The organism is Cytobacillus sp. QJM3NY_8, assembly GCF_056173585.1.
In genome coordinates this window covers 3,257,589-3,272,314 of the sequence record NZ_CM149681.1, presented here as the reverse complement: position 1 = coordinate 3,272,314, position 14,726 = coordinate 3,257,589, and the positions used below count along the sequence as shown (strand labels likewise).

Genomic DNA, 14,726 nt, shown 5'->3' with positions numbered 1-14,726 from the left:
TTTTATTTCAAAAAGACCTATAAAATACTTTAAATCGCATAAGATTTAAGAAGATAACGTTCAATAAACTCAGCTAATCCATCATTTTCGTGGTGCCCTGTAACAAAATCAGCTGCGTCTTTAACCAGTTTGCCGGCGTTCCCCATTGCCACACCCGTACCGGCATGACGAAGCATCTCTATATCATTGGGGCCATCTCCAATGGCTGCGACTTCATTTGGGCTGATTCCAAGTTCGTTAAGTAAGCTTTTGATAGCAGCCCATTTGGAAACATCGGGAGCAACCAGCTCAAACCCGTCATTCCAATCGATGACTGCTGCTTCCGTTTTAAACAAAGCAGATATTTCTTGGCTTGGGGAACCAGTTCGAACACTATATTTAAGAACATCCTGATAAGCAGCCTGTCTTAAATCTCCAATATACTGCGGCGGAATTTGCCCAACTTTCGTCCAATAATCGATTTCTTCATTTGTTTCCTTACAATATAGCCCAGTTGATGTATGGATCATAACATTACATGGACTTTCTGCGGTCAGATGGTGAAAGCGTTCCTCGTTCAATCGTACGGTTTTTATTTGCGTAGCCCTTCCTGTCTCTGCATCGTGAATAGAGGCACCATTCAAACAGATCATGGGAGTTTGCAATCCAATTTCTTTATGGTAGGGAGCAGTTACTTCATAGTGCCGGCCAGTGGCTAGAAACACCATGACTCCCTGATCTATGAGCCGATAAATGGCTTCCATGTTTCGGCGGGAAATGCAGTTTGAGGCTTTCAGGAGTGTACCATCCATATCAATAAATACTGCACGCATATTCATTTATATTGCCTCCTCTTTCGTTGATAAACCAATCATATCCTCTTAATATTAAAGCCAGGTAAACTCAGTGTATAGTTTTGTGTTTTTTATTTATCGAGTTGAAACATCCACAAAGAATAGAGGGGCAGACTATGAATATTATTCTTGCTAGTGAAGCAAAAGGAAATATAAGAAATGAGATGAGTGTCATTTTTGTAGACGGCTTTTATCAATGGCTGAATTACTTTTCAAAGGATAAAGCTAAACTTTACAGGACATTTGCCCATATGTTTAATACTGAGGTCTTCTATACGGCTGCAGATGACAATCATATTGCAGCTATAGCCGCCTGTACAAACAATACACCTGCAGTGAGATTAAAATATAGTGAATTTAGAAAGCATCTTGGTTTAATTATGGGAAGTATTGCTTATATCGTTCTTAAAAAAGAATTTGAGAAAAATCAATATCCCTTTCAAATATCTGAAAATATGGGTGCAATAGAGTTTGTGGCAACATCAGTTAATTATAGAGGACAGGGTGTGGCGGCAGAACTGCTAAAATCCATAATGGATTCAAATCCATTTGACGAATATGTTCTAGAGGTAGCAGATACCAATACAAATGCCATCAAGCTTTATGAAAAACTGGGCTTTTCAGAGTTTATGCGTATACCTCAAAAGCATAGTGAAAGAAGCGGTGTCAATAATCTTGTCTATATGAAGCATGTGAAGAAGAAAGAAGTTGAGTAGCTGGGGCCTGTCCTGTGATGTGATGGCTAAATGGACGAACTGAGAAACCCTGATGCTGTATAGTTGATTTGAATCCATTTATCTAAAAATACGTTATTTTCACGAAAAAGAAGTTTAATAGAAGTAAAGTTAAGACATCAATTTTACTAGGCTTCGATTATAAAATATTTCTAAGAAGGAGAATAATATCAATGGCATCTGTATTCAAAGAAGAGAAACTGTATCGGATTCAGATTATTAAACCATGCCAGGTAATAGGCATTCTCGATAATGTTTTTGGAGGGTTTTATCCCTTTTTAGACGATATTAAAGCAGAAAACTGGGGATGATCCCGGCAGGCTGTGAAGGGTGGTTAATCAAAAAATGGGGACGAACATACTTTTTGCCTGATGAAAACCAGAATGGAATCGAGCAATTCACACCTACAGACCAGCCATTTGTGTTAATTCCCTATCATAAAATAAAAGACTCTTACAAAAAAAAGAGCTAACGGGGACTAAAACTTAATCGGTTATAGAAAAAAATAAGGAGCGGCGGCTGCGGTGATTAATGACTGGATTCTTACAATTATTATCTTGCTGATTATAATCCTTTGTCTTTACTTTATTGCCAGACATAAAAAACAAGCGGTTCAGGTATTTACTTTAGAGAGTTTTTTAAATGCACATCACTGGAATGAAAGTGAAGATACGAATAAAAATATACTGGATTCGATTAAAGGATTTTTTGATGAAGCTGATCATGCCGGGAACGGCGATGAGAGTAATACAGGAGACAGCGATGATGGAGGGGACGACGGGGGAGAATGAGTGCCAGCAGTTACCCTGAAATAAATTAGATCATGAGTTTCAAGGTACCCGTTTGTGAAGGGCTTTTAGTCCCGCTCTTTGAAAAAGCTATGTTTTATTTTCATGAACTTTCTTAAAAGAAGGTTAATGAATGTAAAAAAATGGATTGTGACCTTCTATTTCCGTTCGGATTCTTCTATGATTACTACTGTAACAAATATAGCAGCCAAGGAGGAATTGGAAATGAAAAAATGGTTATTAGCTATGATGGCAGTTTTAATGATTACAGGTGTGGCTACAGGCTGCAACAATGAAGATGATACTGACGAGACTAACACAGAAGAAACTGAAGATACGGGAACAGAAGAAGGCACTGAAGAAGGAACAGAAGAAGGAACAGAAGAAGGAACAGAAGAAGGAACTGAAGAGGAAACTGAGTAAAGATTCAAATTCAAAGAAAGTGCGCCTTTTGAAGAAGGTGCACTTTTCTTTTGGAAAAACAGCTTTATAAACAAGGCTGTTTTCGCAAGGTTTGTTGCTTTTTATATATTATTATTACTGAGTTGATTGTAGCGGAAGGTGCGAGACTCCTGCGGGAGTAGCGGGACAGGTGAGACCCCGCAGATGCGCAGCGTCGAGGAGGCTCACCGCCCGCCCCGCGGAAAGCGAGCATCCTGGAGCGGAAATCAACGGACAACATTGATAGACGAAAAACAACAATTTATACGAAAAGAGCCTTAAACAATGTACAAATAATTCCAAAAGTTGTTTGACGAGACTGGCAGTTCCGTGCTACAGTAATTTCATAATACAAAAAGGTGTGGTGAAGTATGTCGGTAGTAGGTGTCAACTAATTGTTATTAGTTGAATAAGGTGTTTATTTTTCTGGTTTTAGCCAGTTTATTAAGAATGCCTTTTTTCAAACATAACTTGTTTGAATACCTACTATAAGACTGCTTCCATTTCTATATTTTCGTGTAGCTTAAGACACTATTCCTGCTTTAGGGTTTAGTTTGTTTATGCCTGTTCGAAATAGAACGCCCGCGGAAGCTTTCTGCCCAATTCAATTTGGCGGTGGGGAAGGCTTTTGCGGGCTATTTTATTTGGAGTGAGGCAGAGAATATGAATAAAATGACTTTTGAAAAATTACAATACCACGAATTGAAGAATAAAGTGAAACAGCATTGCGTCAGCAGTTTAGGGAAAGAGTTAATCGACCGGTTACAGCCGAGCTCGAATATGAAAGCCGTCCGCAATCGCTTAAATGAAACAAGCGAGGCCAGAAGGCTGCTGGACGCCGAAAAGCATTTGCCATTAACAGGCATTTCCAATATCACAAGCCATATTGAAAAATTGGAAAAAGGCATCATATTAACTCCATCCGAGTTAAACGCTGTATCCGATTTTTTAAGAGGCTGCCGGAAAATCAAGAAGTTTATGGCTGATAAAGAATTCTTTGCGCCAGTTCTGTACACTTATGCGCTATCTATGACTGAATTTAGAAATATCGAAGAAGAGATCTTATATGCGATTAAAGGAAACATGGTTGATTCCGGTGCCAGCAAAGAGCTGAAACGAATCAGAAATCACATAGCAAAAACAGAAGGGAAAATCGAAGAACGTTTGAATAAGTTTTTGCGCAGCGGAGCAAATAAGGAGTACATTCAAGAATTCTATATCAGCAAAAAGGATGACCGTTTTACAATTCCGATTAAAGCATCCTTTAAAAATCAAGTAGCCGGAACCGTAATCCAAACATCTTCAAAAGGGTCGACTGTTTTCATAGAGCCTGATGCAGTTTCAAAGCTCAATGTTGAATTGGCGATGCTAAAATCGGAGGAGTCGGTAGAGGAATATCAAATATTAGCCACGCTTTCCGGAGCCATTCTTGAATCCATTCATGAGATCCGCATCAATATTGAATGCATCAGCCAGTACGACATGATTTTTGCGAAAGCGAAGTACAGCAAAAGTACGGACGCCATTGAACCGGAGATTAATAATCATGGGTATATCAAATTAGTAAGCAGCAAACACCCCTTATTAGAAGGAACCATTGTCCCGCTGGATTTTGAAATCGGGAAAGATTATAGAAGTTTAGTCATAACAGGCCCAAATGCGGGCGGGAAAACCGTCGTCTTAAAGACAATCGGAATCCTCACTCTGGCTGTCATGTCCGGGTTTCATATTATGGCGAAACCGGGAAGTGAAATCGCCATCTTTGATCATGTGTTTGTTGATATTGGCGATAATCAAAGCATAGAGAACGCTCTAAGCACGTTTTCTTCCCATATGAAGAACATATCAGAGGTCATGAGTGCTTCCACGAATAATACACTGCTTTTATTCGATGAGATCGGCAGCGGAACAGAGCCGAATGAAGGTGCCGCTTTAGCGATTGCCATTCTGGAAGAGTTTTATCATATGGGATGCATCACGGTTGCCACTACTCACTATGGTGAGATTAAACGATATTCTGAAATGCATGATGATTTTATGAATGCTGCCATGTTATTCGATAGTGCGGAATTGAAGCCGATGTATAAGCTCTTAATAGGTGAATCAGGAGAGAGCAATGCGCTTTGGATTTCCAGAAAGATGAATATCCGCGAACATGTCCTGAAGCGTGCGCAAATGTATATTGAAAACAAGGATTATAATCTGGAAGCAGTAAGAGAGAACAGAATAAAGAAGCCGGTGATTGAAGTGACGCAGAACATAGAGGAATATCATTATGAAATCGGTGACCGGGTAAAATGGATCAGCCAGGATGATTATGCCATTGTTTATGAGCCAATAGATAAATTTAATAACATCAAGCTGTTCTATAAAGATGAAATAGTGGAAGTGAACAGTAAGCGGGTTGAATTGGACATTAAAGCAAGCGAGCTTTATCCGGAAGGATATGATATGAATTCCTTATTTACCAATTACCATCAACGGAAGCTGCAGCATGATCTGGAGAGAGGATCGAAAAAGGCGCTGAGAAAGGTTCAAAAGGAGATCAGAAATAGAAAGCAGGAATAGTGTCTAATGGTATGAAGGCGATCCTCCAGTTTTGGAGAGATCGCTTTTTCTTCTTTGTGTCAATGCGTTTCGGCCCATAATATGAACTAATAGTTAGATAATCCGTTTAAGCAGAAGTAGATTTCTAATCAGCCATTACACCAGTATTTAAAAATTACTTACTTTGGCAAATCATTTACCTCATATGCAGCTCGTATGCCGGATTCGATTGCCCCTTGAATCCATGTCCGGGTTTTGGAGGCATGCTCTCCGGCAAAATGGACACGTCCCGCAGGTGAAACAATACCGGGAAACAATTCGGTTTCCTGTCCTGGTTCAAAGAATGAAAATCCGCCAGAAGCAAAAGGATCCAGTGCCCAGCTGTATGAAGCACCTGCAGCAAATTCGCTATAAACGATATTGCCGTAAATATCCGCCAGGTTTTTTAGTGCGTATTGAATACGCATCTCCTCCGGCTGGCTATCCCACGTATGAGCCTCATCCGCCCAGGTATAGCTGGCAATAAGAATGGCAGGGCCGCTTGTGCCAATCCCATGGCTTGGAAGATAGGTAAATCGAATCGGCTGGTCTGTAATGGTTTTGCCGCCCGGCTGGCCTGCTATCTCCCAAAACCGGGACTTAAACTCAATGGCGATTTTGGTTGCTGCCATATAATTAAGTTCGCGAATAGCTCTCCGCTTGAAATAGGAAAATGAATGAAAGGGTTCGATATTGACGAATCTCATAACTGAAAAGGGGATAGTGATAATGGCAAGGTCTCCGGTTATGGTGGAATGCTCATTGGTCTGCTGATGGGTTAATTGAATGGTCACGCTGTTTGTGTCCTGAATGATTCCAGTCATTTTTTGATGAAGATGAATATCATTTTTCAATTGAGGGAGGAAAGCCTTTGGCAATCGGTCCATTCCGCCTGTTATTTCATAGTAAGCTCCTGGAGAAGTGAAAATGACTAACTCACGTAAAACTTCGGTAAAAGACATTCCCATAAATGCTTCCAAATCCAGCAGCACACCGATCATATCAATCGCACCAGCTGAAAAATAAAGGTTTAATATGTAGCCAAAAGAGTATTTTTTATATTGGCTTTCCAAAATGGCCCAATTTCTGGCGGGGTCTGTGCTGACAAAGTCAATAAAAGGCTGTACCGCTGTCAGCAGAAGCGTTTCAGCCGATTTTCCTCTCTCATTAGGATGAATGGGGAAATTTAATATGCCTGGATAGCGTTCAAACACCTCAAGCCGTGTTTTAATGCCATTTGCGTAAAGAAGATCCATAGGAGTGCGGTTTATAAAAACATTTATAGGGAGCTTGAATTTTTTTATATAGGACAAGGTAAGCGAATGGATATGAGGAATCCTCATTGGGCCTGCGTTAAAGAATAATCCTTTGCTGAAAGGGGAGCGCATGGTATATACCCGTCCGCCTATTCTGTCATTTGCTTCAAGAATGGTGATCTTATGCCCCGATTCCTTTAATAAAGAACCTGCCACCAGGCCAGCCATACCTGCACCAACAATGATGATATGCTTTGGCGACTGTGTCTTTGGAAGGCCGTGATGAATCACATTCAGCATTTGATCATTCGTTAATTCCGGCTTTTTCTTCCAAGTCATCTCACCGCCCCTTTGCAATAGGATTCATTGCAGTATATTCATCTGCATGAATCACTATGTGCATAAGTGGAAAAGGGACTGCTGGACACAGCAGAAGTGAATACAAACTTCCTAGGAAATAAAAACCCCGCTTGCAATGAATAACCCCGCTGCAATCACACCGCCAATGGCTGAGACCTTCAATTTATATCGTGCATAATCCACAAGGTCCATATCTAAGATCGAAGCAGTGGTAATGGTCGTATCTCCAAGCGGTGAGGTTAACGCTCCGAATGCCCCGCTTGCGAATACGGCTCCAACGGTAAGCGGAATGGAGGCGCCAGTCGAAACCGCCAGGGTAATTCCAAGCGGCATGAATAATCCCCAGGTCCCCCATGAGCTTCCTATAAAGTAGCCGACCACTGAACCGAGCACGAAGATGGCTGCTGGAGTCAGGAAGGCAGGCAGAAAGCTTCCGAGTGAACTCCCGATGAATTCGGAAAATCCAAGATCCTCTGCAGCTAAGGTCAGTGCCCAAATCAGGATGAGCAGGCTGATCGCCTCCATCATCTGATTGCCTCCATCATAAAAATGATAAAGGATTTCGTTCATCTTCTCCCGTCTTATTATGTAGAAAATAAAGGTTATAACGAGGGTAATAAAAACAGCAAGCAGCATCACAAAGGTTGCATCTGCCATGGAAAAGGCCTCGAATATTGTATTTGCACCCTGTGCCTTGCCATCCTGCCATAACAAGAACAGAGAAAAGGCAAGCAATAAAACCACCGGTAAAATCAAATGCCATGGCTGGGCTTTGACAAGGGATAATTCCTTTTTAATTCCCATCCGATGGAACTCATGCTCTTTTTCCTCCAAATCGGTATGGGCCTCCCCATTTTGCTCTCCGGTCTTTTTCCGGCGCCAAAAGGTTTGAATGATTCCGATCAGCAGCATAATGATCGCGTAAAAGTTAAACAAAATACTTAATAAAAAGATCTCATATGCCGACATATCCAGGTTCAGCCCGCTGATGCCGCCTTCAACCAGGGACACCATGAAGCCCACAAATGCCGTTGCAACCGGCAGGAGCACGATGACTGATTCGGTTGAAATATCCAAGGTCATGCCCACTTTTTGCTTGGACAGGTTCATCTTTTTGATTAAGGATTTAATAATAGGCCCAATCATCATAATCCGGAACATCGGCATCATGAAAGTGAAAGGGAGGGTGATCCAGATGAACACAAGAAGACCGCGTTCTGACCGGATCCGCCTCCCGGCCCATTCAGAAAACCCCTTAATGCCCCCTGAGATATTCATCATCCCGACAAGCCCTCCGAACAAATATAAAAACCCGACAATCTTAATATTTGTTTCATCTGAAAGGGTTGTCACAATATAAGCGGCTGATTGCTCCGTACCTGTCAGCAAATCAGCTGAAACAATGATGGAACCAACGAGAATGCCGACTACTAAGCCTGGAAGGATGTTTTTCAGCCAGATGGACATTCCGATTACGATTATAAATGGTATGAGAGATAGCCAGGTATGATTCAAATTTCTGCCCTCCATTAAGAATGCCATTACTTATTTAGTATTGCCCAAAATTGTTCTATGTAGAGCTATAAATGCCATGAACCTTATTCCTTTCTGCATGGTTATATGGAACCCGATAAATCTGGGTGTTTGATTCAGTAACAATACCCCAGCCCGGCACATATTTTGATGAGGAGAGTATTCGGAGAATGGATGAATTCAAAGAAATGCCGATTGATTTCTGCTGTTCTTCATGATTGCCCTTTGTTGCAGGCACAGCTTATTAATATTTATGGAGGTATGAACATGAATGATTTTCAGAGAGATCTTCAAATGCTGAATGTTGGTGATTTCCATGCGAACGAGGCGGTTCCATGGGATCAAAGCCAGTATTATAATGATCAATCCCGGCAAATCGGTTTTGGTTTTGGCCGATGCTTTAGCTGCTTTTTCTTCTTCTGTTTCAACTGCTTTAACTGTTTTAATTGTTTCAACTGTTTCAGATGCTCTAATTGTTTCAGATGCGGCGGTCGCTGCGGAGGCCGTTGTGGCGGCCGCTGCGGTGGTTGATAACCATGAATCTATAAAACAATCCTTGCTGTATTGCAAAAGGAAGGCCCCTGCATTTTGCAGGGGCTCTTCTCTTGAAGGTAAGACATATGAGACAAAGCCCGGTACATAGGATTATAGAGAAAGTAATGTTTAATAAATAGGAACAGTTTACGGGTAAGGAGGCGCGAAATGAAAAATTTGACCCCTTCTATGCGGCTGAAGGTAAAAAGGGACACGTTTTTTCTCCCAGATCCAACTATGGGTGTGTATTTCCGCAATAATGTAAGTTCCTTCCAAATGGAAGGAACTATGATCGATCAGTGGGTTCAAAAGCTGATGCCAATGTTTAATGGCGAGCATTCGCTGGGGGAATTGACAGCCGGCTTGCCGGGCCCGCATAGGGATCGGGTGTTTGAAATTGCAGAAGTGCTATACCGTAACGGCTTTGTAAGGGATGTAAGCGGGGACCATCCTCATCAATTGGAAGATCATGTCCTTAAAAAGTATTCTTCTCAAATCGAATTATTGGAAAGCTTCGGTGACTCGGGTGCATACCGATTCCAGGCCTACCGGCAGGAAAAAGTGCTGGCAGCAGGATCTGGCCCTTTTTTGGTTTCGCTGGTTTCTTCGCTGATTGAGTCCGGATTGCCTAAAGTTCATATGGTCATTACAGACCCTGAATCGACGAATACAAGGCGGCTGAATGAGATTGTCGCACATGCCCGGCAAACAGACCCCGAAGTTTCAGTTGAGGACGTAACACACCAGAAGGAAGAAGACTGTCCCTGGGAGGAATTGATACAGCCTTATGATTCCATTTTATATGTTTCGGAAGCAGGGAATGTAGAGGAACTGCAGGTTATACATGCCGCGTGCCGGAAAGAGAAGAAGATATTTCTTCCTGCTATTATCTACAAACAGGCTGGTATGGCAGGGCCTCTCGTGCATCCGGAATCAGAAGGCTGCTGGGAGTCTGCCTGGCATAGAGTCCATCAATCCGCGTTTTGCGAAGACAAGCAATTGCACACCACCTCCCCAACGGCAGGAGCGATGCTGGCTAATTTAATCGTGTTTGAACTGTTTAAAGAGGTTACCGGATTAATCAGTGCTGAACAGAGAAATCAGTTTTTCCTGCTGAATCTGGAGACGCTTGAAGGAAATTGGCATTCCTACCTGCCACATCCGAACCTGACCGGAAATGCTGCTGTGGAATGGATTCAAGATGTTGATCAGAGGATCGGGCAGAGTTCCGAAAGAAATAAGTCTGACAGTTTGTTTCTGTTTTTCAGCCAATTGACTTCCAAAGAATCCGGGATTTTTCATACATGGGAGGAGGGGGATTTAAAGCAGCTTCCGCTGGCACAGTGCAGCGTACAGGCAGCAGACCCGTTGTCAAAGGGCCCGGCAGAGCTCCTGCCAAATATAATCTGTACAGACTTGAGGCATGACGAGGCACGCAGGGAAGCGGGGTTGACCGGGATTGAAGCGTATGTATCGCGGATGGCTGGCCGGCTTGAACTGCCTCCAAATAGCGAAATAAAGGGGAATATTTTAAATTTAAATGAATTTGCTGGAATTGGAGCAGGGGAAACATTTGCGGAGGGTGTTTTACGCGGGCTGGATAGGTGTTTGGAAGAGAAACTGGCTAAGCGTCAAGAGGTTCAGAAAACAGTTTCTCCGCTCCATTTGAATGCAGTAGAAGATGAACGATGCAGGTTCTATTTGGATGCATTGACAACGATGCAGGGAGCACCGAAAATCTGCCGGGGTGAGGGAGTATACGGCTTCCCTGTGGTCTGGGTCGGCACGGACGATCGCTGGTATGGCAGTGTTGGCTTTAATAACACATTAGCTCTGAGGAAAGCGCTGCAGCATGCGATTATACAGATGCAAAACCAATTGGGGACTCATAAGGGGACCGCTGTGGAGGCACCATCTGTGCTTCTCGAAGAAAAGGAGCCTCAAAGTCTAGTCATTCCTCCTTGTGATGAGAAGGAACAAACCCAGCTATTGCTGTCTGCAAGAAGGGTGCTGGAAGAAAACAGCAAGCGGCTCTTAGTCTGTGAATTTTCGTTCGAGCCATTTTTGAAAGAGAGTCTGGCAGGGGTGTTTGGGGTGTTCATAAGAGAGGAGGAATCTCAGTGAGTGCTGTCGTGGTAGTTGTCGGAGAGGGACTGCTGGCGGACAGCGTAAGCAAAGAACTGCCCGCCGAATATAAGGTAGTCCGTCATGTGAACTTTGAGCCTGAACTGCCGGTTGGGACTGATTTGATACTGGTGGTGCACGATAGCTGGATGCCTTCAGTTCATAAGAAAGCGGAGGAGGTGTCACGATCATCAGGTATTCCCTGGCTGCGGGGCTTTGTATCATTTGGAGAGGGTGTGATTGGCCCATTTGTTCACCCGTCCGCGCCGGGATGCTCACAGTGTGCGGACACTCGAAAACTCCTGGCAGGGCGTGACCGGGAAGAGATGTGGGAACTGCAGCAGAGACTCGAAGGGAGCAGCGGATTAGAGCGTGATGCCTGGGCATCGCGCACAGGACTTTTACAGATGTCCTGCCTGCTTGTGTCAGAGATAAAAAGGGTACTGGAGGGCAGTTTGGCGGATCTGGAAGGGCGAATGTATTTGGTCAGCCTGAAAACATTTAAAACCTCTTGCCACCTCATTTTGCCGGATTCAATGTGCCCAGTGTGCAGCTCCCTGCCAGAAGATTCACAGGAAGCTGCAAGAATTACCATTAAGCCAAGTCCGAAAATAAGCGCAGGCAGTTACCGCTGCCGCTCATTGGAAGATTTAGAACAAACGCTCGCCAATAATTATCTGGATCCGCGGACTGGTTTAATGAATGGGAAAATGTATGATTTCACGCCGCCTTTTGCGGATGTAGTCGTAAACCTTCCGCTGTTTAGAGGGGACGAAGGCGTGGCTGGCCGCACTCATTCCTATAAGGTGAGCGAGCTGACAGCCATCCTGGAGGGGCTTGAGCGTTCATGCGGCATATCGCCCCGTGGAAAGAGGACAGCAGTCTATGACAGTTTCCGCAACCTGGAAGATCGGGCTCTTAATCCTGTAAAAGTAGGTGTGCATACGGATGATCAATATGCACGGCCCAACTTTCCATTTAAAAAATTTAATCCAGATAACCCGATGAATTGGGTATGGGGTTATTCGTTTTTGCAGGAGCGCCCGATTTTGGTTCCTGAGCTGCTTGCTTATTACAGCCTGGGCTGTGGGAATGGATTTGTTTATGAAACATCCAACGGATGCGCGCTGGGCGGCAGCCTGGAAGAAGCGATCTTCTACGGAATTTTAGAAGTGGTGGAGCGTGATTCATTCCTGATGACCTGGTATGGACAGCTGTCCCTGCCGCGTCTTGATCCTTATTCCTCCAATGACCAGGAATTGCAGCTGATGATTGATCGGGTGAGGACAGTGGCGGGATATGATCTGCATCTGTATAACGCCACAATGGAGCATAGAATTCCAAGTGTTTGGGCGATGGCGAAAAACAGGAAGAAAAAAGGATTGAATATCATTTGTGCGGCTGGAGCTCATCCCGACCCGGTCCGGGCTGTAAAAAGCGCTGTTCATGAGTTAGCCGGAATGATGGGGACACAGGACGATAAACTCGAAGAAAACAAGGGGGAATTTTTGCGAATGCTGCAGGATTCTTCCCTCGTCGGCAAAATGGATGACCATGGGATGCTTTACGGCTTGCCGCAAGCGGAGGAGCGCCTGAAGTTTTTGCTGGATGAAAACCGTCCGCTCCGAACGTTTTCCGAGGAGTTCAAGCGGGAGAGGAGACATGCAGACCTGACAGATGATCTGCAGGACCTTCTTCAGGCATTGCACCGGCAAAATCTTGATGTAATAGTGGTGGATCAGACGACACCGGAAATACAGCGGAGCGGATTGCATTGTGTCAAAGTGCTGATTCCGGGTATGCTGTCAATGACATTTGGACACCACCTGACACGTGTAACAGGGCTTGAGAGGGTGCTTGAGGTCCCAATGAAACTGGGATATGCAAAAGAACCCCTTACAGTTGAACAGCTTAATCCACATCCTCACCCATTTCCATGAGCATGACCGGGAGGTAAAAAGGATGAATCTAGATACCTTTCTGCACAATTTGCATTTTGATATTGACCAAATAAGCCCGCCGGATTGGGAAGTGGATTGGGAAGATGCGCCGCTTGCCTATAAGCTTTACCGGGGCTTGCCAGTTGTTCCCCTGTCACTGGAGGTTCCCCTTTCCTGTAAAGAAATGGAGGCACCTGCAAAGCCTGAACTTAGGAGAATGGGTCATTTTCTTTGGTACACATTCGGCCTTAATCAGGTTAGCCAATCCCTCTCTCCAATTGGGTCCAATGAAGAGGCGGATGGGTTTATGCAGTCGTTTCGGCGGTCTGTGCCTTCTGGCGGAGCGCTGTATCCTAACGAACTATACATGTTCCTGAAATTGGATGACTTGCCGGAGGGAATCTACCACTACGATGTGCTGCACCACCGCCTGGTGCTTTTGCGCAAGGGTAATTTCGATTCCTATATAGCCCGTGCTCTTGGCAATCGCTGTGATGTGTCATCTTGTTTTGGGACTGTATTTATGACGACCATGTTCTGGAAAAATTACTTTAAATACAATAACTTTGCTTATCGACTGCAGGGCTTGGATGGAGGTGCAGTGATGGGACAGTTATTGGAGGTTACAAAGAGGTTTGGTTTTGCAGCGGGAGTGTACTTCAACTTTCTTGATCGTGCCCTAAACCATCTCCTTGGACTGTCTGATCAGGAGGAGAGCGTATATGCCGTTATCCCGATGTCAGTTGAACCGACCAGCTGGGCTGTGAACAGAAGCAGCAGGGATGGAATGGCCTCTGCCTCCGAATTGTGCGAGGAAGTAACATCGGTTCAGAATAATGACTGGGTCAGGTCAATCAGAGTGAAAGAATTTCCGATGTTAACCGGCATCAATAAAGCGTCCATGCAGGAATCAGCTAAATCGTTTCGTCAAATCAGCCCTAGTGAAACCAATTGTGAGGGCCGGCCTTTGACTCTTCCTCATGTAAAAAGGATATCGTATGATTTGGCGTCAGTCTGCCGCGAGCGATTTTCACCTGACATGGATTTTGTTTCAGGAAAGGTTAGCCAGGAGCAGCTTGCTGCACTCCTTCAGGAGGCGATCGCATCCTGCTTGTATCGAAACGACTTAGATATGGCACTTGACAGGCGCGCGTCACGTGTAACTCTATATGTGTGTTTGAATAATGTCGAAGGGATTCCGGATGGAGCTTATTATTACGACAGCGATGCTCATTCACTAAGGGAGCTTAATCCCGGAGACCATCGAATTGCGCTTCAAAACGGAATGCCTGCAGGCAATGTGAATCTGTTTCAAGTCCCGCTCTGCTTTCATGTAGCAGGGGATAGAGATTTCCATAAAGCGGAAATGGGCTACAGAGGCTATCGCATCCAGCAAATAGAAGCGGGAATGCTTATGCAGCGGCTGCTTATAGCTGCGACAGCCCTTGGGATGGGCGGGCATCCGCTTCTCGGATTTGATGCGAAAATGTGTGATGAAATTTACAGAATGGAATGTCAGGGAAAAACAAGCCTTATCCAAATCCCGATTGGCTTCTACCGGGCACGTCCATGGCTGAGAGGGAATTTAATCAGCTAG

Annotated in this window: 12 protein-coding genes; 9 read left to right on the top strand and 3 right to left on the bottom strand. The window is 44.2% G+C overall.

Features of this window, described 5'->3' with window-relative positions; translation table 11 throughout:
• Nucleotides 1-29 precede the first annotated feature (29 nt).
• Nucleotides 30-818 carry a Cof-type HAD-IIB family hydrolase gene (locus AC0VZ9_RS16755; protein ID WP_019382306.1) on the bottom strand — a complete coding sequence of 263 codons (789 nt, stop codon included), beginning with the start codon at nt 816-818 and terminating at the stop codon, nt 30-32.
• A gap of 131 nt (nt 819-949) precedes the next feature.
• Here AC0VZ9_RS16755 and AC0VZ9_RS16750 point away from each other — a divergent pair, with 131 nt between their 5' ends.
• The 5 genes from AC0VZ9_RS16750 (at nt 950) to AC0VZ9_RS16730 (ending at nt 5,364) form a co-directional block, all read left to right on the top strand.
• Entirely contained in the window at nt 950-1,549 is a 600-nt protein-coding gene (locus AC0VZ9_RS16750) for a GNAT family N-acetyltransferase (RefSeq protein WP_009333808.1), read from the top strand.
• A 191-nt stretch (nt 1,550-1,740) separates the two neighbouring features.
• Nucleotides 1,741-1,878, top strand: coding sequence for a hypothetical protein (locus AC0VZ9_RS16745; RefSeq protein ID WP_019382305.1), 138 nt, complete (start codon nt 1,741-1,743; stop codon nt 1,876-1,878).
• A 213-nt stretch (nt 1,879-2,091) separates the two neighbouring features.
• On the top strand, nt 2,092-2,358 hold the full coding sequence (locus AC0VZ9_RS16740; protein ID WP_009333810.1) for a hypothetical protein: 267 nt from the start codon (nt 2,092-2,094) through the stop codon (nt 2,356-2,358).
• Between the two features lie 222 nt (nt 2,359-2,580).
• Nucleotides 2,581-2,778, top strand: a complete 198-nt coding sequence (locus AC0VZ9_RS16735) for a hypothetical protein (RefSeq protein ID WP_251267082.1) — start codon at nt 2,581-2,583, stop codon at nt 2,776-2,778.
• Nucleotides 2,779-3,459: 681 nt separating this feature from the next.
• A complete protein-coding gene (locus AC0VZ9_RS16730; RefSeq protein ID WP_251156085.1) occupies nt 3,460-5,364 on the top strand; it encodes an endonuclease MutS2 in 1,905 nt (634 codons plus the stop codon).
• A gap of 158 nt (nt 5,365-5,522) precedes the next feature.
• On the opposite strand, the gene AC0VZ9_RS16725 is transcribed toward AC0VZ9_RS16730, so the two are convergent.
• Together AC0VZ9_RS16725 and AC0VZ9_RS16720 are read right to left on the bottom strand one after the other, a co-directional pair.
• On the bottom strand, nt 5,523-6,977 hold the full coding sequence (locus tag AC0VZ9_RS16725) for a flavin monoamine oxidase family protein (RefSeq protein ID WP_009333813.1): 1,455 nt from the start codon (nt 6,975-6,977) through the stop codon (nt 5,523-5,525).
• Between the two features lie 111 nt (nt 6,978-7,088).
• Nucleotides 7,089-8,513 (bottom strand): Na+/H+ antiporter NhaC family protein, encoded by a 1,425-nt coding sequence (locus AC0VZ9_RS16720; protein ID WP_475396501.1) that lies wholly within the window; start codon nt 8,511-8,513, stop codon nt 7,089-7,091.
• A gap of 168 nt (nt 8,514-8,681) precedes the next feature.
• Between AC0VZ9_RS16720 and AC0VZ9_RS16715 the strand changes: the two genes are divergently transcribed.
• The 4 genes from AC0VZ9_RS16715 (at nt 8,682) to AC0VZ9_RS16700 (ending at nt 14,726) form a co-directional block, all read left to right on the top strand.
• Entirely contained in the window at nt 8,682-9,062 is a 381-nt protein-coding gene (locus AC0VZ9_RS16715; RefSeq protein ID WP_309486486.1) for a heterocycloanthracin/sonorensin family bacteriocin, read from the top strand.
• A gap of 171 nt (nt 9,063-9,233) precedes the next feature.
• Entirely contained in the window at nt 9,234-11,189 is a 1,956-nt protein-coding gene (locus tag AC0VZ9_RS16710) for a putative thiazole-containing bacteriocin maturation protein (RefSeq protein WP_475396500.1), read from the top strand.
• Nucleotides 11,186-13,129 carry a TOMM precursor leader peptide-binding protein gene (locus AC0VZ9_RS16705; RefSeq protein ID WP_475396499.1) on the top strand — a complete coding sequence of 648 codons (1,944 nt, stop codon included), beginning with the start codon at nt 11,186-11,188 and terminating at the stop codon, nt 13,127-13,129. The genes AC0VZ9_RS16710 and AC0VZ9_RS16705 overlap by 4 nt, the downstream gene beginning before the upstream one ends.
• 22 nt (nt 13,130-13,151) lie before the next feature.
• Complete coding sequence (locus AC0VZ9_RS16700; protein ID WP_475396498.1) at nt 13,152-14,726, top strand: SagB family peptide dehydrogenase; 1,575 nt, start codon at nt 13,152-13,154, stop codon at nt 14,724-14,726.

Excerpts from the sequence above, each read along its gene's own strand:
- AC0VZ9_RS16725 (WP_009333813.1), bottom strand. The coding sequence starts at position 6,977 with ATGACTTGGAAGAAAAAGCCGGAATTAACGAATGATCAAATGCTGAAT.
- AC0VZ9_RS16730 (WP_251156085.1), top strand. The coding sequence starts at position 3,460 with ATGAATAAAATGACTTTTGAAAAATTACAATACCACGAATTGAAGAAT.
- AC0VZ9_RS16755 (WP_019382306.1), bottom strand. The coding sequence starts at position 818 with ATGAATATGCGTGCAGTATTTATTGATATGGATGGTACACTCCTGAAA.
- AC0VZ9_RS16710 (WP_475396500.1), top strand. The coding sequence starts at position 9,234 with ATGAAAAATTTGACCCCTTCTATGCGGCTGAAGGTAAAAAGGGACACG.
- AC0VZ9_RS16715 (WP_309486486.1), top strand. The coding sequence starts at position 8,682 with ATGAGGAGAGTATTCGGAGAATGGATGAATTCAAAGAAATGCCGATTG.
- AC0VZ9_RS16700 (WP_475396498.1), top strand. The coding sequence starts at position 13,152 with ATGAATCTAGATACCTTTCTGCACAATTTGCATTTTGATATTGACCAA.
- AC0VZ9_RS16750 (WP_009333808.1), top strand. The coding sequence starts at position 950 with ATGAATATTATTCTTGCTAGTGAAGCAAAAGGAAATATAAGAAATGAG.
- AC0VZ9_RS16735 (WP_251267082.1), top strand. The coding sequence starts at position 2,581 with ATGAAAAAATGGTTATTAGCTATGATGGCAGTTTTAATGATTACAGGT.
- AC0VZ9_RS16745 (WP_019382305.1), top strand. The coding sequence starts at position 1,741 with ATGGCATCTGTATTCAAAGAAGAGAAACTGTATCGGATTCAGATTATT.